Genomic DNA, 19,943 nt, shown 5'->3' on the forward strand with positions numbered 1-19,943 from the left:
CGCGGCCGCGTTTCGCCCGCCCGGTCAGGCAAGGTTCTTCCGGCGCTCCAGCTCGGCCTCGGTCGGCGTCTCCATCGCAAAGGAGCCGGTCTGCACTTCGCCGTCCCGCTCGTAGGAAGCGATCACCACGCCGGTGGTCGAAACCTTGCTGAAGGCGAGCTTCATCGCGGCGGGCATCGCCCCGTCGCCGAAGAGCTTCTTGCCGGGGCCGAGCACGAGCGGCATCACCATGAGCTGGAAGCGGTCGATCAGGTCGTGCGCCAGCAGTGTCTGGATGAGCTCGCTCGACCCCTGGATGAGAAGGTCCGGCCCGTCCTCGCGCTTCAGCGCCGCGATCGCGCCCGGAATATCGTCGCCGAGCGGCTTCGTGTTCTTCCAGGTCAGGCTGCCGGGCCGATGCGTGGCGACATATTTGGTCACCTTGTCGAAGAGCGGACCGATCGGGTCGTCGGTGACATAAGGCCAATGCGCGGCGAAGATATCGTAGGTCTTGCGACCGAGAAGCAGGTCGAAGGGCCTGTCGAACATCTCGCCGATGACGCCGAAGAGCACGTCGTCGAAGTAGCTGGTCGCCCAGCCGCCGAACTTGAAGCCGCCGGTCGGGTCTTCCTCCGGGCCGCCCGGCGCCTGCATGACGCCGTCGAGACTGACGAAGGTGGCTGCGATGATCTTCCTCATGATCTTTCTCCTGTTGCTGGCAGGTCTCCGGTCGAGAGCCGGCCTTGCCAAGACGACGTATGACGCGACGGGGATTCGACAGGGGCCGGAAAACTTTCCCGATGTTCGCGCCGGGCCGCAGCCGGGACCGGAGCCCGGAACCAGACCCTCGGCCAACCGTTGAGGCTGACGGCGAACGGCCGCCATTCAAGGGAGATTTCCATGGGCATCGAGCAGGCGCCTACGAAGGAAGGCCGCGAGGCGGCGCGGGGACTGCGCAAGGCCGCGGCGAAGGAAGAACGCAAGGTCGAGGCGGAGAAGGGCAGCCCGCTGAAGAAGGGCGCGAAGCGCTTCGACGAACGCTCGCGAAGCTCCGACGGCAAGGGTGCCGCGAGCAAGCAGCGCTAGCTCTATCTGTTCGTACCGTCATGAAAAACCTTGTGACTTGGCTGGGCGCTTCGGCTAGGTTTCGGACGATGCGGCCGGTCCTGTCGGCCCACGAGATGCATTGAGGGAATTGCGTCATGCGTTGGAAAGGCCGTCGCCAGAGCGACAACGTCGAGGACATGCGGGGCAGCAGCGGAGGCGGCTTCGGGCGCGGCATGCCGGGCGGGCTCGGGCGCAACCCCATCCGCATCCCGATGGGCGGCCGCGCCGGCGGCGGCGGACTGTCGACCATCATCATCCTTGTCGTGCTGTTCTTCGCGCTGAGGGCATGCGGCATCGACCCGCTGCAGATTCTCGCTGGCGGCAATGGCGGCCAGGTCGGCGTGCCCGGCGGCGGCGGGCAGGTCACGCAGGGCCAGCCCCGCGCTTCCGACGAGATGACGCAGTTCGTCTCCACCGTGCTCGCCGAGACTGAAGACGTCTGGAACGGCATCTTCCAGGCAGAGGGCCTAAAATACGAGGAGCCCCAGCTCGTCCTGTTCGCCGGTCAGGTGAAGTCGGCCTGCGGCTTCGCGTCCTCCGCCTCCGGCCCGTTCTATTGCCCGGGCGACAGGAAGGTCTATCTCGACACCTCCTTCTTCGACCAGCTCGACCGCCAGTTCGGCGCGTCCGGCGACTTCGCCCAGGCCTATGTCATCGCGCATGAGGTCGGCCACCACATCCAGAACCTCACCGGCATCCTGCCGAAGTTCAACCAGATGCGGCAGCAGATGAGCGAGGCCGAGGCCAACCAGATGTCGATGCGCGTCGAGCTTCAGGCCGACTGCTTCGCCGGCGTCTGGGGCCACTACACGGCGCAGAAGGGACTGCTGGAGCAGGGCGACGTCGAGGAGGCGCTGAACGCGGCGCAGCAGATCGGCGACGACACGCTGCAGAAGCGCATGCAGGGCTATGTCGTGCCCGAGAGCTTCAACCACGGCACCTCGGAGCAGCGCCAGAAATGGTTCGCGGCCGGGCTGCAGTCGGGCAAGCTGTCCTCCTGCGACACCTTCAACAACCCGATCTGAGGTCGGCGGTCACCATCGGGTGAGGGCGCGATAGCCGCGCCCGCCCGGACTATGTCGGATGCCATCTTGTCATACCGGGCCGGCGCCGCGCGCCGTTCCGGTCAGAGCCGCGAGGAGATCGCCTTGCGCGGCTCGGCGGCGGCCGGATCGGCTGCCGGTTGCTGGGGTGCCGGCTTTGCCGCGGCAGGGGCCGTCGATTTCGCCGCCTGCTGCTGCTTCTGCGGCGCCGCCCTTGAGGCCGTCGACAGATAGCTCTTGTAGATCCAGCCGGTACGGCCTTCGTAAGAGATCTGGCACCAGCCGTCGCAGGAGAGCACGCTCACCGCCGAGCCGGCGGGCACGACCGTCAGCACGCCGGCGCCCTTCTTCGGGCTGGAGCGCATGTTGACCGCCGTGGTGACGCGTGCCGCGCTGCCGCCGGTGGTCGTTGGCTTGGTGACCGTGCGCACCGTGCCGTCTGCGTCGTCCTCGCCCGAGGCTTGCCCGGCAAGACCGCCGACGTCGACGCCGGGAAGCGATGCGACCTCGGTCTCTTCTGCGGCGGCCTGCGGCTGGGCCTTCTCCGCCTTCTGGCGTTTCGGCTTGTTGACCGCCTCACCGGGGGCGGGCTCGGCATAGGAGGTGATCGCCGCCGTCTGCGTCCCGTCGGCGGCGTCTGCCGTGAAGGGCTCGGCCTTCGGCGCATGCTCATGGGGTGCGTCGCCTTCCGGAACCGTGCCGGCCCGGACGACGGGGCTCGCGGTCGGGTCTTCGGTCGGCAGCTCGATCGCATGTTCGGGGCCGATCGCCACCTTGGCGATCGCCGCCGGATCGGGCGCCTGGACCGCGATCTCGGCCTTCGGCGGCTGCACCGTCTCGCCGGGCGCCGTGGCCGGCCTGGCGAGGGCCGCGACCTTGGTTTCGACCGCCGTCTCGACGGCCTTCGCCATGACGGGCTTGACCGCGGCAGGCTTCACCGTGACGGGCGCTTCAGCTTCGCGGGCGAGCGCGCGGTCGGCCAGATAGTCCACGAAAAGCGCGCTCGCGGCGCCGACGCCGACCACGATCGCGGCGGCCGCCGAAAGGCTCGCGATGCGTCGCGCCTTGCCGGTCGACGGCTGGCTGGACCTGTTCAGGAACTGTCTCTTCGGCGCGGCAACGGCGCCGACCCTCAGGGGACTCTTCACAACTCATCTCCACGCAAGCCCCCACCCGCGTGTTTATTCATTGTTTAGAATTATGGCAGAGCTTGGTCAATAATCCCCTAAATAATAGGCATTTAGCACGATTTCGGTCAAAATCGGCTAACGGTCGCCCCCGGAATCTCAGCGCTCGGCCAGCGCCGGCTCGCCGCGGCGCTCGCGGATGAGGTTGACGAAGCGCTTGAAGAGGTAGTGGGAGTCCTGCGGGCCGGGCGAGGCCTCGGGGTGATGCTGCACCGAAAATACTGGCCGGCCGGTGAGCGCGATGCCGCAGTTCGAGCCGTCGAACAGCGAGACGTGGGTCTCCTCGACGCCCTCGGGGAGCGATTCCGCATCGACCGCGAAGCCGTGGTTCATCGAGACGATCTCGACCTTGCCGGTGGTGTGATCCTTGACCGGATGGTTGGCGCCGTGGTGGCCCTGGTGCATCTTCTCGGTCCTGCCGCCGAGCGCCAGCGCCAGCATCTGGTGTCCCAAGCAGATGCCGAAGACGGGGATTTCGGTCTTGAGCAGGTCCTGGATGACCGGCACCGCATATTTGCCCGTCGCCGCCGGATCGCCGGGGCCGTTGGAAAGGAAGATGCCGTCGGGCTGCATAGCCAGGATCTCGGCCGACGAGGTCTGCGCCGGCACCACCGTGACCTTGGCGCCGAGCCCGGCGAGCAGGCGAAGGATGTTGCGCTTCACGCCGTAGTCGATGGCGACGACATGCATGGAGGCGTCAGTCTGCTCGCCGTAACCCTCGTTCCACACCCACGGCGTCTCGCGCCAGACCGACGACTGCCCGGAGGTGACCTCCTTGGCCAGGTCGAGATCGACGAGGCCGTGCCAGGCCGCGGCGCGCGCCTTCAGCTCGTCGAGGTCGAAGACGCCGTCCGACGCATGGGCGATCACCGCGTTGGGCATGCCCTTCTCGCGGATCAGCGCGGTGAGCGCGCGCGTGTCGATGCCGGACATGGCGACGACGCCGCGCCGCTTCAGCCACTGGTCGAGGTCGGTGGCCGCCCGGTAGTTGGACGGGTTGGTGACGTCGGCCTTGAACACCGCGCCGACCGCGCCGTGGCGGGCCGCGGGCGTCAGGTCTTCCTGGTCCTCGTCATTGGCGCCGATATTGCCGATATGCGGGAAGGTGAAGGTGACGATCTGGCCGGCGTAGGACGGATCGGTGAGGATCTCCTGGTAGCCGGTCAGCGCCGTGTTGAAGCAGACCTCGGCGACCGCGCTTCCCGTCGCGCCGAGCCCGCGTCCCTCGATCACCGTGCCGTCGGCGAGCACCAGAAGGGCGGTGGGCTTTTCGGCGGACCAGGCGGCGGTCCCGGCTTCGGTCCCTGGGGCGGTCACGGTCATGGCTTCTCTCCGGAGCGGCGGCGGTCGTGCAAAATTTGCGTGCGGCGAAACGCGGCCGGCAAATTCCTCGCCTCCGCGCACAGGTCTAATGTAGTTCGTGCAAGGCCCGGTCAATAGGGGAAGGGGGCGGGTGCGTCAATGGATGCTGGCCGCCGAGGGTTTTGTCAGGCTATCATTTTTGCTCCTGGCGTCAGGCGAGGGGGCGGGAATGTTCAAATCCCTGAAAGGGAAGACGGCGATCGTCACCGGCGCGAGCAAGGGGATCGGGCGCGGCATCGCCCGGCGGCTGGGAGAGGCCGGGCTGAATGTCATGGTGGTCAGCCGGACAATTGCCGATGCCGAGAGCGTCGCCGCCGAGATCGGCCCCAACGCCCAGGCCTTCGCGGCCGACGTCACCAGCCCGGATGACTGCGCGGCGATGGCCGCGGCCGCCGTGAACCGCTATGGCGGCATCGACATATTATGCGCCAACGCAGGGATATTTCCTTCCGCGCGCCTCGGCGAGATGACGCCGGCGGATTTCGACCACGTCGTCAGGACCAACCTCACCGGAACCTTCCTCGCCGTTTCGGCCGTATTGCCGGCGATGAAAAGCAGCCGCTGGGGCCGGATCGTCATCACCTCCTCGATAACCGGCCCGATCACCGGCTTTGCCGGCTGGTCCCATTACGGCGCCTCGAAAGCCGGCCAGCTCGGCTTCATGCGCTCGGCCGCGCTCGAACTGGCGCCGTGGAACATCACCATCAACGCGGTGATGCCGGGCAATATCCTGACGGAAGGGCTGGACGGGCTCGGCAGCGACTATTTCAAGGCGATGGAGGCGTCGATCCCGATGAAGCGCCTGGGTGCCGTCGAGGATATCGCCAATGCCGTGCTGTTCTTTGCGTCGGAGGAGGCGGCCTATGTGACCGGCCAGACGCTCGTCGTCGACGGCGGTCAGGTCCTGCCTGAAACAATTGCGGCAATGGGCTGAGGAGCCAGGATAGCGCCATGTATCTCGCCATCGTCATCCTGCTCATGGTCATGCTGCCGGTGGGCTCTATCCTCACCGAATGGGCCAGCGCGCCTATCGCCACGCCGCTGATGCTGCTCGTCGGCAAGTGGTTCGTGTTCTGGTCGGCCGGCGTGCGGCTGCTGCTGGCCGGCATCAAACAATTCTTCCAGCCGCAGTTCACCGCGCATGAAATCTTCAAGATGAAGACGGACGAGGCGTTGCCGATCGTCAGGGAACTCGGCGTCGCCAATTTCGCGGTCGGCGTGCTGGGGACGGCGTCGCTTTTCGCGCCAAGCTTCGTCCTGCCCGTGGCGATCGCCGGGGCTATCTTCTACGGCGTCGCCGGCGCCCAGCACGTCACGCAGAAGGATAAATCGGGGAACGAGAGCCTGGCGATGGCGACGGATATCCTCGCTTTTGTGGTGCTCGCCGCCTATGTCGTCTATGTGTGGATGGGCTAGAAACCGCGCGGGCTGACCGCCGCGAGGAGAATCGAATGCGTGAGAAGATCACCGAGGCGCTGAAGACGGCGCTGAAATCGGGCGACAAACAGCGGGCGTCGACGCTTCGCATGATGAATGCGGCGATCCAGGACCGCGACATCGCCAACCGCGGCACGGGCAAGGGACCGGCCGGCGACGAGGAGGTGCTGCAGATCCTGACCAAGATGGTGAAGCAGCGTCAGGAATCGGCCAAGGCCTTCGAGGACGGCAACCGCCCGGAACTCGCGGCGACGGAGAACGCCGAGATCGCGATCATCAACGGCTTCCTGCCGAGCCAGATGGACGAGGCGGACGCCAGGGCCGCGATCGGCCAGGCCATCCGCGACACCGGCGCCGCCGGCGTGCGCGACATGGGCAAGGTCATGGCCGAGCTGAAGGCGAAGTACACGGGCCAGATGGATTTCGGTAAGGCGAGCGGCTGGGTGAAGGAGCTGCTGCAGTAGGCAGGCGGCAAGGAGCGGGTTGCCGGTCGGTTGCCTAAAGAGGGCCTTCAGGGGAGCTTTTCAGTGAATTTCGATCGAAAGTCGGCCGCGATGGCCCTCATCGCCGGCATTGCGGCAATTCTGTCCCTGACTGTTCCGGCGAGCGCCGCAGAAGCCCTGCCGGGCGCGACGATGTCGCTGTGGTGGGCGCTGCCCTTCGCCGGCATCCTCTTGTGCATCGCCACCGGGCCGCTGCTCTACCCGCATTTCTGGGAACATCACTACGGCAAGATCGCGCTGTTGTGGGCGGCGCTGGTGGTGCTGCCGATGGCCGTCATGTTCGGCATCGAGGCGACCGCCGAGGCGACGCTGCACACGCTGCTGCTCGAATATGTCTCCTTCATCATCCTGCTGTTCGCACTGTTCACCATCTCGGGCGGCATCCTGGTCGCCGGCAACATCCACGGGACGCCGCTGACCAATGTCCTGCTGCTGGTGATCGGTTCGCTGCTGGCGTCGGTTGTCGGCACGACGGGCGCTTCGATGATCATGATCCGGCCGATGATCCGGGCGAATGACAATCGCCGCGTCAATGCGCATGTGATCATCTTCTTCATCTTCCTCGTCTCCAACATCGGCGGCTCGCTGACGCCGCTCGGAGATCCGCCGCTGTTCATCGGCTTCCTGCGCGGCGTCGACTTCTTCTGGACGACGACCCACCTGTTTTGGGAGATGCTGCTCGCCGGCGGCATCGTGCTCGCCGTGTTCTTCGTGCTGGACAGCTATCTGCACAGCCTCGAGGGCGGGCTGCCCAAGGTCAAGGATCCGACGCCGGACAAGAAGGTGCGCCTGCGCGGCCTCGCCAACGTGCCGCTGCTGGTCGGCGTGATCGTGGCGATCCTGATTTCGGGGGTCTGGCGGCCCGGCGTCGCCTTCACGGTCGCCGGCGTCTCGGTCGAGTGGCAGAACCTGCTGCGCGACATCGCCATCCTGGCGCTCGCCGGTGTGTCGCTTCTCGTCTCGCGCGAGGAATACCGCAAGGCGAACGGCTTCAACTGGGCGCCGATCGCGGAAGTGGCGAAGCTGTTCTTCGGCATCTTCATCTGCATCATCCCTGTCATCGCCATCCTGCGCGCCGGTTCGGACGGGGCTCTCGCGCCGCTCGTCTCGCTGGTGACGGGCGCGGACGGGCAACCCAACAACCTCGCCTATTTCTGGCTGACCGGCATCCTGTCGTCGTTGCTGGACAACGCGCCGACCTACCTCGTCTTCTTCGAGATGGCGGGCGGCGATCCGCAGCACCTGATGACGGAACTGGCCGGCACGCTCGCCGCGATCTCGGCCGGCGCCGTGTTCATGGGCGCCAACACCTATATCGGCAACGCGCCCAACTTCATGGTCTATGCGATCGCGCGCCAGAGCGGCGTGAACATGCCGAGCTTCTTCGGCTACATGCTGTGGTCCGGCGTGGTGCTGATCCCGACCTTCGTGATCGTCGGCTTCGTGTTCTTCAGTTGACCGGGGCCTGACGATCAGGCCCCGACCGTTTGGCGCATCGGCGCGGCTGCTGTAGGAAGGCGGTTGCCCGGGCGGGCCAGCCAAGGAGAGAACCATGCAGCAGCGTCGCTTCGGCAGCCTCGACCGCGAGGTGTCCGTCATCGGGCAGGGGACATGGCAGCTCGACGGCCGCAACGACGCCGGCGCGATCGCCGCGCTCCGGCGCGGGCTGGACCTCGGCATGACGCATATCGACACGGCCGAGATGTATGGCGAGGCCGAGCCGCTTGTCGCCAAGGCGATCGAGGGCCGCCGCGACGAGGTGTTCCTGGTGTCGAAAGTGCTGCCGAGCAACGCCTCCCGCGCCGGAACCATCAAGGCCTGCGAACGCTCGCTGGCGCGGCTGAAGACCGATCGCCTCGACAGCTATCTTTTGCACTGGCGCGGCAGCTACCCGCTGGAGGAGACGTTCGCCGCCTTCGAGGAATTGCAGCGCGCGGGCAAGATCCTGTCCTGGGGCGTCAGCAATTTCGACGCCGATGATCTGGAAGAGGCGCTTTCGATCGCAGGCGAGGGCAAGATCGCCTGCAACCAGGTGCTCTACCATCTGCAGGAACGCGCGATCGAGCATGCCGTGATCCCCTGGTGCGAGAAGCACAAGGTGACCGTCGTCGCCTACAGCCCGTTCGGCCAGGGCCGTTTCCCGAACCCGTCCTCGGCTGGCGGGCGCGTGCTCAAGGAGATCGCCGACGCGCATGGCGCGACCCCGCAGCAGGTGGCGCTGGCCTTCCTGACGCGGCGGGATTGGGTGCTCGCCATCCCGAAGGCGTCGAAGCCCGAACATGCGGCGGACAACGCGGCGGCCGGCGACCTGCGCCTCACGACCGCCGAGATCGAGCGGATCGACCAGGCTTTTCCGCGCGGACGGCCGAAAAGCCTGCCGATGATTTAGGTAGGGTTTCGGTCTAGGCCCGCTGGAGGCTGGCCGCCGGCGGCGTCGCGCCGCTGCGCTTCTCCCACGCATAGGACATGACGGCGACGGCCACGGCGACGATCATCGACCCCACGCCGACCAGCGGCAGGCTGCGATAGGGGAGGCCGGCGGAGAGCATCATCGCGCCGAGCGAGGCGGCGATCGCGATGCCGATGTTGAAGCCCGACGGGATGAGCGAGGAGGCGAGGTTCGGCGCGTCCGCGGTCCAGGCGAGGATGCGCGTCTGGATCGGCGTGCCGACGGCGAAGTTGAGGCCGCCCCAGACGGTGAGCGCCATGACCATCGGCAGCGGATAGGGGCTGACCGCGTAGATCACGGCGAGCACCACCGCCTGCAGAGCGAGCATGATGATGAGCGACGGCATCAGGTGCCGGGCGGCGAGCTTGCCGCCGATGAAGACGCCGATCGTGGCGCCGAGTCCGTTGAGCAGCAGCACCCAGGGCACGAGGCTGGCGTCGAGCCCGGTCACCTCGACCAGCAGCGGCGCGATGTAGGTATAGGGCACGAACTGGCAGAGCATCAGCATCAGCATGATGATGAGGCAGGTCCAGACCTGCTGGCGGCCGAGCACGCGCACCTCGTTGCGGAAGCCCGCCGGCGCGGCGGACGCGCCGGTGCCGCGCGGCAAAAGCAGAGCCATGGCGACGGCCGCGACGATGCCGAGGAAGAACATCGCCCAGAAGGTCGCGCGCCAGTCGAAGGCATTGCCGATCGCGGTGCCGATCGGCACGCCGACGATGCCCGAGACGGTCAGGCCGGCGAGGATGAGCGCCACCGCCATGCCGCGCTGCTCCGGGCGCACCAGGCCGACGCCGACCACCATGGCGACGCCGAAATAGGCGCCGTGCGCGACCGCGGTGGCGACGCGCAGCAGAAGCATGGAGAGGAAATCCGGCGCCAGCGCGCAGGCCGCCTGTCCGAGCGTGAAGGCGACAGTCAGCCCGATCAGCAGCGTCTTTCTGGACAGCCGCGTCGTCGCGATGGTGAGCAGAGGGCCGCCGATGGCGATGCCGAGCGCATAGCCCGACACGAGGTAGCCGGCGCTGGGCACGCTGACGCCGAGCCCGGCCGCAACCTGCGGCAGCACGCCGGCGATGACGAACTCGGTCGTGCCGAAGGCGAAGGCGGCGATGAACAGGGCAAGGAGCGGGAGCGGCATTCGGGTTGGACTGCTCTTTTGGACGCAGGGAGAAACCACGAACAGGCCGGCCGCCGCAACCAAGAAATTATGGATCGGCCTTCAGTTTTCTTCAGGGATGGACCGGGAGGGCTCGCTCAGCCCGCCGTCAGCCTGGAGCCGCGCAGCAGGCCCTGTTCCTCCAGCACCGGGTAGGCCATGGAGGCCAGCAGCGAGTTGATCTGCTTGAGGTCGCGGATCGTGTCGAGATGGATGGTGCTGGTCTCCAGGCTCTTCACAGTGCCTTCGCGCAGCCGCACGAAATGGCTCGTACTGGTCGCCTTCTCGACGTCGCGCAGCCGGTCCTTCTCCTCGACCAGCTGGCGCGCGGTCGCCGCATCGCGCGACACCAGAACATTGAAGGCGAGCCTTGCGTTGGCGAGCACCGAAGCGTGGAAGCTGGTCAGCTCGCGCCAGCCTTCGGGTGTGAACTCCAGTCCGCGCTCCATCTTCTTGCGGACATGCACAAGCATGTTGCGCACGATGATGTCGCCGACCTGCTCCAGCTTCACGCAGGCGCCGATCAGCTCCTGGCAGCGCAGCGCTTCCGCTTCGGTGAGCTGGCGGCTCGTCACCTTGGCGAGATAGAGTTTTATGGCCGCATGCTTGCGGTCGACGCGGTCGTCGAGCGCCGCGAGCGCCTTGATCTTGTCGTCGTCAGCCGCCTCGTAGAGCTCGATGATACGGCTGAGCATGATCTCGATCGTCTCGCAGACGCGCACCACCTCGCGCGTCGCATTGGCGAGCGCCTGCGGCGGCGAGTCGAGCGCGTCTTCCGAAAGCGCCGAGATTTCCTGGGTCGCCAGCGCGGACGCCGGCTCGGGCGGGGTGCCGAGCGCCACGATCCATTTCGACGCGCGATAGACCAGCCCGGCGAGCGGCAGGCCGGCGAGCAGGATCAGGCAGTTGAACAGGATGTGCGCATTGACGATCTGGTCGGGCACGGTGGCGCCGAGCGAAGCCACCGACGGCCTGAAGGTCATGAAGACGACCAGCATGACCAGCGAGCCGACGCCGCGCATCAGAAGGTTGCCGATCGGCACGACGCGTACGCCCGGGTCTGCAGATCGGGTGAGCAGCGGCGCGATGACCGAGCTGCCGAGATTGACGCCGAGCACCAGCACGACGCCGAGGTCCGGCGGGATGAAGCCGCGGCCGGCGAGCGTCACGAAGAGCAGCACCGCCGCGATGCTCGAATGGAAGAGCCAGGTGATCAGCGCGGCCAGCAGGTAGGCGGTGACCAGGTCGCCCGAGAAATAGTCGACGATGACCGGCATCAGCCGGCTCTCGCGCAGCGGCTCGGACGCCGTGCCGATCATTTCGAGCGACAGAACCAGCAGGCCGATGCCGACAAGGATGCGACCGAGCTGGCGCCAGTCGCGCCGCTCCGTCGCCATGAACATGATGGTGCCCGCGGTCAGGCAGATCGGCACCAGCAGGGTGAGGTCGAAGGTGAGCAGCTTGACCACCAGCGCCGAGCCGATCTCCGCGCCGCGCACCGCGAGCTGGCCGGCCATGCCGCTGACGATGCCGGCGCCGGCGAAGGAGCCGACGAGCAGGGTGACGGCGGTCGAGCTCTGGAAGGCGATGGCGAGCGCGGTGCCGGCGAGCACCGCCAGGATCGGGTTGCGCATCGTGGTGCGCAGCTTGTAGCGCAGCACGTCGCCATAAGCGCGCTCGACGCCGGTGCGCACCATGCGGGTGGCGAACAGCATCAGCGCGATGGCGCCGGCCAGGTGCAGGAGCACGACCGAGCCGCTCATGGCGCGCACTCCCGTCCTGCCGTGACGGTGGCGAAGTGGGTTGGGGCGGGAGCGCGGAAGGTGTTCATGGCGGCGAATGTATTTTAGCCGGATAATATTTTTCGTCCATTGCGCCAGGCTGTTCGCCGGCGACGGACGATGTCGGAAACGGAGCCCGGGGCATGAAGTTCCCGGCCGCTGCGGCGGCGGGCATGAATGGCCGGAGCCGGGTTACGCAAGGGCAGAATCCGGATGAATCGGATTTGAAATTAACGATCGTAAACGGCTGGAATCATTACGGAAATGTAAGGCTTCCGTTCAGTTTCGGTTCATGCGGCGGACGCTACTCCTTGCGCATCGACAACCAAGGAGTACCTCCCATGAAACGTCTCATCCTCTCCGCCGTTGCGCTCTCGATGCTGGCGCTTCCGATTTCCCAGGCGCAGGCCGGACCCAGGCATGAGCCGCCGCGCTACGAGCGTCAGGACTCGCAGTGGAACAAGAGGCCGTCCTACGACAATCACTACAAATACAAGAAGAAGGTGGTGAAGAAGCATCGCTGGGAACGCGGCCACAGGGTTCCCGCCTGGCAGCGCAAGCACGTGGTGAAGGACTACCACCGCTACGGCCTGCGGCGTCCGGCTCATGGCCAGCAGTGGGTCAAGGTCGACAACGACTTCCTGCTGATCTCGATCGCCTCTGGCCTGATCGGCGGCATCATCGCCAGCCAGTACTGATCAAAAATCCTCGTCTGCCTCCAGACTGGCGGCCCGCAAGGGCCGCCTTTTTTTGTTGCTGCGACCGGCTCGATCGGAGGCGCGATCGAGCGAATTGCGGATCAAGGACGGGCCAGCAGCCTGTCCAGTCCCTCCCGGACCAGCGGGGGGACATCCCTGGCGTCGTCCAGATAGGCGATCTCGAGCAGGCCATCGGACAAAGCGACGAGCAGCGAGGCGGTTACCGACGGGGCCGGATCGCCGTCCTCCGCAAGAAGCTGCCTGAGCAGGCCGTGATACCACGCGCGCCTGGCATCGATCGCCTTGCGCACCGGCCCTTCGGGGTCCGGGTATTCGGCCGCCGCGTTGAGGAACGGGCAGCCCCGATAGCCGCCGCCGGTCGCGGCGTCGCCGATGCGCCCGAGGATCGCCGCGATCATCCCGCGCGGAGGCTGCGTCGGCAGCGCCGCCACGGCCTCGCGTCCGAGCCGGTCCTGCTCCTCGACATAGGCGACGACGAGATCGTCCTTCGACGGGAAGTGGTTGTAGAACGTTGCCTTGGCGACGCCCGCCTCCGCGATGATGCGGTCGATGCCGACTGCGTGGATGCCGCCCGAATAAAAAAGCCGCGTCGCCGTGTCGAGCAGGCGGCGGCGCGCGGGGCTGGCTGCGGGGTCGGCGAGTGGGGCGGGTTTTTTCATGAGTTGACACTAGCAGACAGGTCTGTACAGTACATAGACAGACCTGTCTGTATGGAGGATGAAATGCAAACGCGCGACACGGCTGAAATCATTCGCCGGTTCAACCGGGCAATCCTGGAACATGAACCCGAACTTCTCGAAGGTCTGGTCGCCCCGGATTGCGTGATGGAATCGATCCAGCCGGCTCCGGACGGCACGCGCTACGAAGGCCATGATGTGAATCTGGCGTTCTGGCAGGCCATGGCGGCCGACCGCGTCAACCGCTTCGAGGTGGAGGACACCTTCGTGATGGGCGAGCGCGCCAATGTTCGCTGGCGCTTCCATTTCGGAGGTGGCGGCTCGGTGCGCGGGGTCAGCCTGATGCGCGTCCGCGACGGCCGGATCGCCGAAGCCCTGGCCTACGCCAAGACACCGGGTCAGTCGGCGCCTCTGCCTGAGTGAGCGCCAATCAGGCCCCGTGCCCCGCGACCCGGTCGACAAGGCGCTTCGGCCTTCGGGGAGGCCCGCTGGCACCTTTCTGTTCAAACCGCAGTCGTCCGTCACCGGCCACATGCCGGATCGGCGGCGGCCCGGCTCAACGAGGTGAGACAATGACTGCTGAAAGCAAAGTTACCCGCGAAATCATGGAGCGCTTCCATGATGCGTTCCAGAAGCATCGGCCCGAAGACCTGGACGATCTGGTAGGCGAGGGCTGCGTTCTCGAGAACACAGGGCCGGCTCCGGACGGCGCGCGTTACGGAGGACGCCAGGCCTGCCTCGATTTCTGGAAAGGTATCGCGTCCTCGGCCAGCCACGCCTTCGAAGCGGAAGAGATCTGGGCGAGCGGGGAGCGCGGGATCATCCGCTGGCGGCTCCGCTGGAGCAAGCTGGAGACGGATCGGATCCGAGGCGTCAACATCATGCGCGTGCGGGACGGTAGGATCGTCGAAGGCCTGGGATACATGAAGGGTTGATCTGCTCGGGAAACGCGCTCGCCTCAGGAGCATCTCCCATAAGCCCGGCGACAACCCTCTCACGGCAGCAAAAATCGGGATCGGGGCCTCAAGAAGGAGAAGCACGTGATCATCATAGCTGGCCACTCACGAACCAAGACCGCAGATGAGCGCGATGCCGAGAAGCCGTTCTGACGGGCGGCATCAGGCTTTTGGATCAGGCTTTTGGGTAGGACGACATATGCGGCATGGCTTGCAAGCTGGATCGGTCCGCGCACCATTGTGCCGCCTGTGAATCGCGGGCAAGAGACGGATTGAGGGGTCGCCCGGCCGATCTGCCGTGCTTATATGGGTGGAACAGAGTAACCTCCCGCCCATGCGCTTCGACAACGCCTTTCTCGACGAGATACGCGACCGCGTGCCGATTTCATCGGTCATCGGCCAGCGCGTCGCGTGGGACCGGAAGAAGACCAACGCCTCGCGCGGCGACTACTGGGGCTGCTGCCCGTTCCATGGCGAAAAGACGCCGTCCTTCCATTGCGAGGACAAGAAGGGCCGCTACCACTGTTTCGGCTGCCAGGTGTCGGGCGATCACTTCAAATTCCTAACAGAGATAGAGGGAATCAGCTTCCCTGAAGCCGTCGAGCGCATCGCCGGGCTCGCCGGCGTGCCGATGCCGGTGCGCGACGAGCGGGCGGAGGCGCGCGAGCGGGAGCGCACCAGCCTGATCGACGTGATGGAGCTGGCGACGAAATTCTTCCAGGAGCAGCTCCACTCGGCCGCCGGGGCGCGTGCCCGCGCCTATCTGCGCGACCGCGGCCTGACGCCGGCCACCCAGCAGTCGTTCCGGCTGGGCTATGCGCCAGAGAGCCGCAACGCGCTGAAGGAGTTTTTGGCCTCCAAGGGCGTCGGGAAGGCTGAGATCGAGGCCTGCGGGCTGGTGCGCCACGGCCACGACATCCCGGTGTCCTACGATTATTTCCGCGACCGCATCATGTTCCCGATCCCGGATTCGCGCGGCCGCATCATCGCCTTCGGCGGCCGGGCGCTGTCGCCCGACGCGCTGGCGAAATACATGAACTCGCCGGAAACCGAGCTCTTCCACAAGGGCAACGTGCTCTACAATTTCGCCCGCGCCCGCAAGGCGATCGCGCGCGGCGGCACCATCATCGCCGTTGAAGGCTATATGGACGTGATTGCGCTCGCGCAGGCGGGTTTCGAGAACGCGGTGGCGCCGCTCGGCACCGCCCTGACCGAGAACCAGCTCGAGCTGCTTTGGCGCATGTCGCCCGAGCCGATGCTCTGCTTCGACGGCGACGGCGCCGGTCTGAAGGCCGCCTGGCGGGCCGCCGACCTCGCGCTGCCGGCGATCCAGCCCGGCCGCACCGCGCGCTTTGCGCTGCTGCCCGAGGGCAAGGACCCCGACGATCTGGTCCGGGGCGACGGCGCGGATGCCTTCCGGCAGGTGCTTGCCGACGCCAGGCCGCTCGCCGACCTCCTGTGGATGCGCGAGACCTCCGGCGGCGTCTTCGACACACCCGAACGCAAGGCCGAGCTCGAAAAGACGCTGCGCGAGCTGACCGCCCGCATCAAGGACGAAAGCGTCCGCTTCCACTACCAGCAGGAGATGCGCGAGCGCGTGCAGACCTTCTTCGGCCGCGCCAGGCAGAAGCCGCTGCGCGCCGGCGAGTGGGAACGGCGCGGGCCGAATGCCCAGGGGCCGCAGGGACAGGGCGGCCAGTTCGCGCGGCCGGGCGCCTCGGCGAGCCGCTTTGCCGTGTCCGAAAGCCTGGCGCGCTCGGCGCTGGTGAAGCGCGCCGGCGGCGTCATGACGCTGCGCGAGGCCGCGATCATTGCCGCGCTGGTCAACCATCCCTCGCTGATCGACGAGAATTTCGAGCATACCGAATTCCTCGAACTGTCGCATCCGGACCTGCGCCAGCTCCATGCGACGATCCTCGACGCGCTCGCCCATGATGCGGCAAACGAACGCAGCGAGGTGCTGGCGCATATCGAGGCGGCCGGCCAGATGGAGAGCTGGCAGCGGGTGCTTGGGCTGATCCGCAAGGCGCGGCTGTGGCCGGTCCTCGAAGACGCGGCGGTCGACGACGCGCGCGAGGCGTTCGCGCAGGCGCTCCACTTGCACCGCAGCGCCGGCACTCTACATAAGGAGCTGAAGGCGGCCGAAATGGCGCTGGCTAACGAACCGACCGACGAGAATTACCGCCATCTGGTCGAGATTCAGGCCCAGTTCCGCGACGTGCAGGCCACCGAAGCACTGATCGAAGGGTTCGGCATCCAGTCCGGCAGGGCCGGGCGGAGTTTCTAGCATTTGATTCGCTTTTTTAACGCGAATCATGCGACAGGCGCTTGACCTTTGGCGAGAATGCCTGAATCAGGTCGATTCGAAACGTTAACCTGCGAAAGGCCGCGCCCATAATTGTGCGGGAATGGTACGCTGGCTGGGTGGACGGGAGTGGGTGTCCGCCCCATTTGACACTGTTAATCGGTATCTAGGACGCGATTGGCTCGAGAGCGCAGGTTTTGCGAGTGCGTCAGGTTATAGTCGGTTCAGGCCTGCCGGGGCCGCTACGGACCGTTTGGAGAAGCTGAAAGAATGGCGACAAAGACCAAGGAAAAGGAAGAGGCAGAAACCGAACGCGAAGGCGCCACCGATGGCCCTCTTCTCGACCTTTCCGACGATGCCGTCAAGAAGATGATCAAGGCCGCCAAGAAGCGCGGCTATGTCACGATGGACGAACTGAACTCGGTGCTGCCCTCGGAGGAAGTGACCTCAGAGCAGATAGAGGACACCATGTCCATGCTTTCGGACATGGGCATCAACGTCGTCGAGGACGACGAGAACGCCGAGGAGGCCGAGGCCGAGGCTCCCGCCGACGCCGAGGAGGACGCCAACGAGCTGGCCGAGCAGACCGGCACCGCGGTCGCGACCACCACTGCCAAGAAGGAACCGACCGACCGTACCGACGACCCCGTGCGCATGTATCTGCGCGAAATGGGTTCGGTGGAGCTGCTGTCGCGCGAGGGCGAGATCGCCATCGCCAAGCGCATCGAGGCCGGCCGCGAGACGATGATCGCGGGCTTGTGCGAAAGCCCGCTGACCTTCCAGGCCATCATCATCTGGCGTGACGAGCTCAACGAAGCGAAGATCCTGCTGCGCGAGATCATCGATCTCGAAGCGACCTATGCCGGCCCGGAGGCCAAGCAGGCGCCGGTCGTGGCGCGCCCCGACGAGGATGCCAAGCCCGCCCAGGAAGAAAAGGGACGCGGCCGCGGCGCCTCCCGCAGCGACGACGACGACATCACCAATGTCGGCGGCGACACGCGCGGGCTGGAAGAGGAAGAGGACGACGAGGACGAGGCGAGCCTGTCGTTGGCCGCGATGGAAGCCGAGTTGCGCCCACAGGTCATGGAGACCTTCGACGTCATCGCCGACACCTACAAGAAGCTGCGCAAGCTGCAGGACCAGCAGGTCGAGAACCGGCTGTCGGCCTCCGGCACGCTATCGCCCAGCCAGCTGCGCCGCCACAAGGAGCTGAAGGACCAGCTCATCAAGGCGGTGAAGTCGCTGTCGCTCAACCAGGCCCGCATCGAGGCGCTGGTCGAGCAGCTCTACGACATCAACAAGCGGCTGGTGCAGAACGAGGGCAAGCTCCTGCGCCTCGCCGAAAGCTACGGCGTCAAGCGCGAGGCGTTCCTGGAGCACTACCAGGGCTCGGAGCTCGATCCCAACTGGATCAAGTCGATCGCCAACCTTGCCGCCAAGGGCTGGAAGGAATTCACGAAGAACGAGAAGGAGACGATCAAGGCGCTGCGCTCGGAGATTCAGAGCCTGGCGACCGAGACCGCGATCTCGATCCAGGAATTCCGCAAGATCGTCAACCAGGTGCAGAAGGGCGAGCGCGAGGCGGCGATCGCCAAGAAAGAAATGGTCGAGGCCAATCTGCGCCTCGTCATCTCGATCGCCAAGAAGTACACGAACCGCGGCCTGCAGTTCCTTGATTTGATTCAGGAAGGCAACATCGGCCTGATGAAGGCGGTCGACAAGTTCGAGTACCGCCGCGGCTACAAGTTCTCGACCTATGCGACCTGGTGGATCAGGCAGGCGATCACCCGCTCGATCGCCGATCAGGCGCGCACCATCCGCATCCCGGTGCACATGATCGAGACGATCAACAAGATCGTCCGCACCTCGCGCCAGATGCTGCACGAGATCGGCCGCGAGCCGACCCCGGAGGAACTGGCGGAAAAGCTCGCAATGCCGCTGGAGAAGGTGCGCAAGGTGCTGAAGATCGCCAAGGAGCCGATCTCGCTCGAAACGCCTGTCGGCGACGAGGAGGATTCGCACCTCGGCGACTTCATCGAGGACAAGATGGCGATCCTGCCGATCGACGCGGCGATCCAGGCCAATCTGCGCGAGACCACCACGCGCGTGCTCGCTTCGCTCACCCCGCGCGAGGAGCGCGTTCTGCGCATGCGCTTCGGCATCGGCATGAACACCGACCACACGCTCGAAGAGGTCGGCCAGCAGTTCTCGGTCACCCGCGAGCGCATCCGCCAGATCGAGGCGAAGGCGCTCAGGAAGCTCAAGCACCCGAGCCGCTCGCGGAAGCTGAGAAGCTTCCTCGACAGCTGATTGTGAAGGGCGCCACTGGCGCCCTTCTTTTTTGGCTGAACAAACGGACTAAGCCGTCGGGCAGTCTCGGTTGGCGTGTTGGCGGCTGTTTTGGACGTCGTCTGGGTTTGTGATAGTCTCAAGCCATGAACGAGCATCGGCTATACCGCGAGAACGCGCCGCTCGGCGTCAGGCGTGATCTGCTGCCTTCCGAGTTGCCTTGGCCCGAAACGACACAGGCCGCCGAGGGCATGAAACGGCGGCCTTGGCGGCGGGCAGAAATCGAGGCGATGGTCCAGGCAGGTATCATCGATGAGGACGAGCGCTTCGAACTGATCGGCGGGGAGGTGGTGCCCATGTCGCCTAAGGGCGCACGTCATGAGCTCGTGAAGGCCGAGCTCAACAGGCATCTCCAGGAGACCGCGCAGCGTGGTCTCTGGGTCGTTCCGGAAACCACGCTGTGGTTGGACGATACCACTTTTGTGGAGCCAGACTTCTGTATTTGGCCGCGTGCAGTCGCACCAGGCGACCAGCGTAGCCATGACGTGCTGCTCGCGATCGAGATCGCAGATACCAGTCTGTCCTACGATCTCGGCCGCAAGATCGGCACCTATGCCGCCAATGGCATTCCGGAGGTCTGGGTAATCAATGCGATTACGCTGGTGACGCGCGTGCACAAGCAACTCGGCGCGGAGGGTTATCGCAGTGTGGCCGAGTTCGGGCCGGACGAGACGATTGCCTCGGCGCGTGTGCCTTCCGTCTCGATGTGCCTGTCTTCATTGAGCTTGCGGCCCGTCTGATCGTCCTCGGCTTGCCGGTCATCCGAAACAGTAATACTCACCAACCCTTCACCGGGTGCACCCCACCTGTCCTTGCGGGGAGGCCTGAGCGGGAGGATAATCCCTTCCGTCGGATGCATTGAGGGCGATTGACCCGGATGCCCGCCCAGGCCGTTGTGCCGTGCTCCGTGGCGCCGGAGGGAGGTGTGAC

Annotated in this window: 19 protein-coding genes; 13 read left to right on the top strand and 6 right to left on the bottom strand. The window is 65.9% G+C overall.

Annotation, left to right across the window (positions count from 1 at the left end):
• Positions 1-24 precede the first annotated feature (24 nt).
• On the bottom strand, positions 25-678 hold the full coding sequence (locus tag D8676_RS13620; protein ID WP_121581427.1) for a dihydrofolate reductase family protein: 654 nt from the start codon (positions 676-678) through the stop codon (positions 25-27).
• A 201-nt stretch (positions 679-879) separates the two neighbouring features.
• On the opposite strand from D8676_RS13620, the gene D8676_RS13625 reads away from it, so the two are divergent.
• Positions 880-1,065, top strand: coding sequence for a hypothetical protein (locus tag D8676_RS13625; protein WP_121581428.1), 186 nt, complete (start codon positions 880-882; stop codon positions 1,063-1,065).
• Positions 1,066-1,181: 116 nt separating this feature from the next.
• Positions 1,182-2,111 (top strand): neutral zinc metallopeptidase, encoded by a 930-nt coding sequence (locus D8676_RS13630; RefSeq protein ID WP_121581429.1) that lies wholly within the window; start codon positions 1,182-1,184, stop codon positions 2,109-2,111.
• Between the two features lie 101 nt (positions 2,112-2,212).
• Here the strand turns inward: D8676_RS13630 and D8676_RS13635 are convergent, their stop codons facing one another.
• Positions 2,213-3,277: an SH3 domain-containing protein gene (locus D8676_RS13635; RefSeq protein WP_121581430.1), complete on the bottom strand. Its 1,065-nt coding sequence runs from the start codon at positions 3,275-3,277 to the stop codon at positions 2,213-2,215.
• A gap of 138 nt (positions 3,278-3,415) precedes the next feature.
• Entirely contained in the window at positions 3,416-4,639 is a 1,224-nt protein-coding gene (gene carA / locus D8676_RS13640) for a glutamine-hydrolyzing carbamoyl-phosphate synthase small subunit (RefSeq protein WP_121581431.1), read from the bottom strand.
• Positions 4,640-4,847: 208 nt separating this feature from the next.
• Between carA and fabG the strand changes: the two genes are divergently transcribed.
• The 5 genes from fabG to D8676_RS13665 all read left to right on the top strand — a co-directional run bounded on the left by fabG (position 4,848) and on the right by D8676_RS13665 (position 9,007).
• Positions 4,848-5,612 (top strand): 3-oxoacyl-ACP reductase FabG, encoded by a 765-nt coding sequence (fabG, locus tag D8676_RS13645; protein ID WP_121581432.1) that lies wholly within the window; start codon positions 4,848-4,850, stop codon positions 5,610-5,612.
• Positions 5,613-5,629: 17 nt separating this feature from the next.
• Positions 5,630-6,094, top strand: coding sequence for a DUF6790 family protein (locus D8676_RS13650; protein WP_121581433.1), 465 nt, complete (start codon positions 5,630-5,632; stop codon positions 6,092-6,094).
• Between the two features lie 35 nt (positions 6,095-6,129).
• The gene (locus tag D8676_RS13655; protein WP_121581434.1) at positions 6,130-6,579 is read left to right on the top strand and encodes a GatB/YqeY domain-containing protein; all 450 of its coding nucleotides are present in this window, start codon (positions 6,130-6,132) and stop codon (positions 6,577-6,579) included.
• Between the two features lie 90 nt (positions 6,580-6,669).
• The gene (locus tag D8676_RS13660) at positions 6,670-8,076 is read left to right on the top strand and encodes a sodium:proton antiporter (RefSeq protein ID WP_121581632.1); all 1,407 of its coding nucleotides are present in this window, start codon (positions 6,670-6,672) and stop codon (positions 8,074-8,076) included.
• 94 nt (positions 8,077-8,170) lie between these two features.
• Positions 8,171-9,007, top strand: a complete 837-nt coding sequence (locus tag D8676_RS13665; protein ID WP_121581435.1) for an aldo/keto reductase — start codon at positions 8,171-8,173, stop codon at positions 9,005-9,007.
• 13 nt (positions 9,008-9,020) lie between these two features.
• Here D8676_RS13665 and D8676_RS13670 read toward each other — a convergent pair whose 3' ends face one another.
• Entirely contained in the window at positions 9,021-10,208 is a 1,188-nt protein-coding gene (locus tag D8676_RS13670) for an MFS transporter (protein ID WP_121581436.1), read from the bottom strand.
• A gap of 116 nt (positions 10,209-10,324) precedes the next feature.
• Positions 10,325-11,989, bottom strand: coding sequence for a Na/Pi cotransporter family protein (locus D8676_RS13675; protein ID WP_121581437.1), 1,665 nt, complete (start codon positions 11,987-11,989; stop codon positions 10,325-10,327).
• Between the two features lie 359 nt (positions 11,990-12,348).
• Between D8676_RS13675 and D8676_RS13680 the strand changes: the two genes are divergently transcribed.
• Entirely contained in the window at positions 12,349-12,705 is a 357-nt protein-coding gene (locus D8676_RS13680) for an RcnB family protein (RefSeq protein ID WP_121581438.1), read from the top strand.
• 101 nt (positions 12,706-12,806) lie between these two features.
• Here D8676_RS13680 and D8676_RS13685 read toward each other — a convergent pair whose 3' ends face one another.
• Positions 12,807-13,385, bottom strand: a complete 579-nt coding sequence (locus tag D8676_RS13685; protein WP_121581439.1) for a TetR/AcrR family transcriptional regulator — start codon at positions 13,383-13,385, stop codon at positions 12,807-12,809.
• 63 nt (positions 13,386-13,448) lie between these two features.
• Between D8676_RS13685 and D8676_RS13690 the strand changes: the two genes are divergently transcribed.
• The 5 genes from D8676_RS13690 (at position 13,449) to D8676_RS13710 (ending at position 19,753) form a co-directional block, all read left to right on the top strand.
• Positions 13,449-13,826 (top strand): nuclear transport factor 2 family protein, encoded by a 378-nt coding sequence (locus D8676_RS13690; protein ID WP_121581440.1) that lies wholly within the window; start codon positions 13,449-13,451, stop codon positions 13,824-13,826.
• 149 nt (positions 13,827-13,975) lie between these two features.
• Complete coding sequence (locus tag D8676_RS13695; RefSeq protein WP_121581441.1) at positions 13,976-14,338, top strand: nuclear transport factor 2 family protein; 363 nt, start codon at positions 13,976-13,978, stop codon at positions 14,336-14,338.
• Positions 14,339-14,693: 355 nt separating this feature from the next.
• Positions 14,694-16,646, top strand: coding sequence for a DNA primase (gene dnaG / locus D8676_RS13700; protein ID WP_121581442.1), 1,953 nt, complete (start codon positions 14,694-14,696; stop codon positions 16,644-16,646).
• 288 nt (positions 16,647-16,934) lie between these two features.
• On the top strand, positions 16,935-18,974 hold the full coding sequence (rpoD, locus tag D8676_RS13705; protein WP_121581444.1) for an RNA polymerase sigma factor RpoD: 2,040 nt from the start codon (positions 16,935-16,937) through the stop codon (positions 18,972-18,974).
• A 125-nt stretch (positions 18,975-19,099) separates the two neighbouring features.
• On the top strand, positions 19,100-19,753 hold the full coding sequence (locus D8676_RS13710) for a Uma2 family endonuclease (RefSeq protein ID WP_121581446.1): 654 nt from the start codon (positions 19,100-19,102) through the stop codon (positions 19,751-19,753).
• Positions 19,754-19,943 lie beyond the last annotated feature (190 nt).

The organism is Mesorhizobium sp. YM1C-6-2 (assembly GCF_003666685.1).
Classification (GTDB): Bacteria; Pseudomonadota; Alphaproteobacteria; order Rhizobiales; family Rhizobiaceae; genus Mesorhizobium_K.

What these genes read in the sequence shown, in the direction of transcription:
- D8676_RS13660 (WP_121581632.1), top strand. Translation starts at nt 6,670, where the DNA reads ATGGCCCTCATCGCCGGCATTGCGGCAATTCTGTCCCTGACTGTTCCG.
- D8676_RS13685 (WP_121581439.1), bottom strand. Translation starts at nt 13,385, where the DNA reads ATGAAAAAACCCGCCCCACTCGCCGACCCCGCAGCCAGCCCCGCGCGC.
- D8676_RS13670 (WP_121581436.1), bottom strand. Translation starts at nt 10,208, where the DNA reads ATGCCGCTCCCGCTCCTTGCCCTGTTCATCGCCGCCTTCGCCTTCGGC.
- D8676_RS13655 (WP_121581434.1), top strand. Translation starts at nt 6,130, where the DNA reads ATGCGTGAGAAGATCACCGAGGCGCTGAAGACGGCGCTGAAATCGGGC.
- D8676_RS13665 (WP_121581435.1), top strand. Translation starts at nt 8,171, where the DNA reads ATGCAGCAGCGTCGCTTCGGCAGCCTCGACCGCGAGGTGTCCGTCATC.
- D8676_RS13710 (WP_121581446.1), top strand. Translation starts at nt 19,100, where the DNA reads ATGAACGAGCATCGGCTATACCGCGAGAACGCGCCGCTCGGCGTCAGG.
- D8676_RS13620 (WP_121581427.1), bottom strand. Translation starts at nt 678, where the DNA reads ATGAGGAAGATCATCGCAGCCACCTTCGTCAGTCTCGACGGCGTCATG.
- fabG (WP_121581432.1), top strand. Translation starts at nt 4,848, where the DNA reads ATGTTCAAATCCCTGAAAGGGAAGACGGCGATCGTCACCGGCGCGAGC.
- carA (WP_121581431.1), bottom strand. Translation starts at nt 4,639, where the DNA reads ATGACCGTGACCGCCCCAGGGACCGAAGCCGGGACCGCCGCCTGGTCC.
- D8676_RS13695 (WP_121581441.1), top strand. Translation starts at nt 13,976, where the DNA reads ATGACTGCTGAAAGCAAAGTTACCCGCGAAATCATGGAGCGCTTCCAT.
- D8676_RS13690 (WP_121581440.1), top strand. Translation starts at nt 13,449, where the DNA reads ATGCAAACGCGCGACACGGCTGAAATCATTCGCCGGTTCAACCGGGCA.
- D8676_RS13675 (WP_121581437.1), bottom strand. Translation starts at nt 11,989, where the DNA reads ATGAGCGGCTCGGTCGTGCTCCTGCACCTGGCCGGCGCCATCGCGCTG.
- D8676_RS13680 (WP_121581438.1), top strand. Translation starts at nt 12,349, where the DNA reads ATGAAACGTCTCATCCTCTCCGCCGTTGCGCTCTCGATGCTGGCGCTT.
- rpoD (WP_121581444.1), top strand. Translation starts at nt 16,935, where the DNA reads ATGGCGACAAAGACCAAGGAAAAGGAAGAGGCAGAAACCGAACGCGAA.
- D8676_RS13625 (WP_121581428.1), top strand. Translation starts at nt 880, where the DNA reads ATGGGCATCGAGCAGGCGCCTACGAAGGAAGGCCGCGAGGCGGCGCGG.
- D8676_RS13630 (WP_121581429.1), top strand. Translation starts at nt 1,182, where the DNA reads ATGCGTTGGAAAGGCCGTCGCCAGAGCGACAACGTCGAGGACATGCGG.
- dnaG (WP_121581442.1), top strand. Translation starts at nt 14,694, where the DNA reads ATGCGCTTCGACAACGCCTTTCTCGACGAGATACGCGACCGCGTGCCG.
- D8676_RS13650 (WP_121581433.1), top strand. Translation starts at nt 5,630, where the DNA reads ATGTATCTCGCCATCGTCATCCTGCTCATGGTCATGCTGCCGGTGGGC.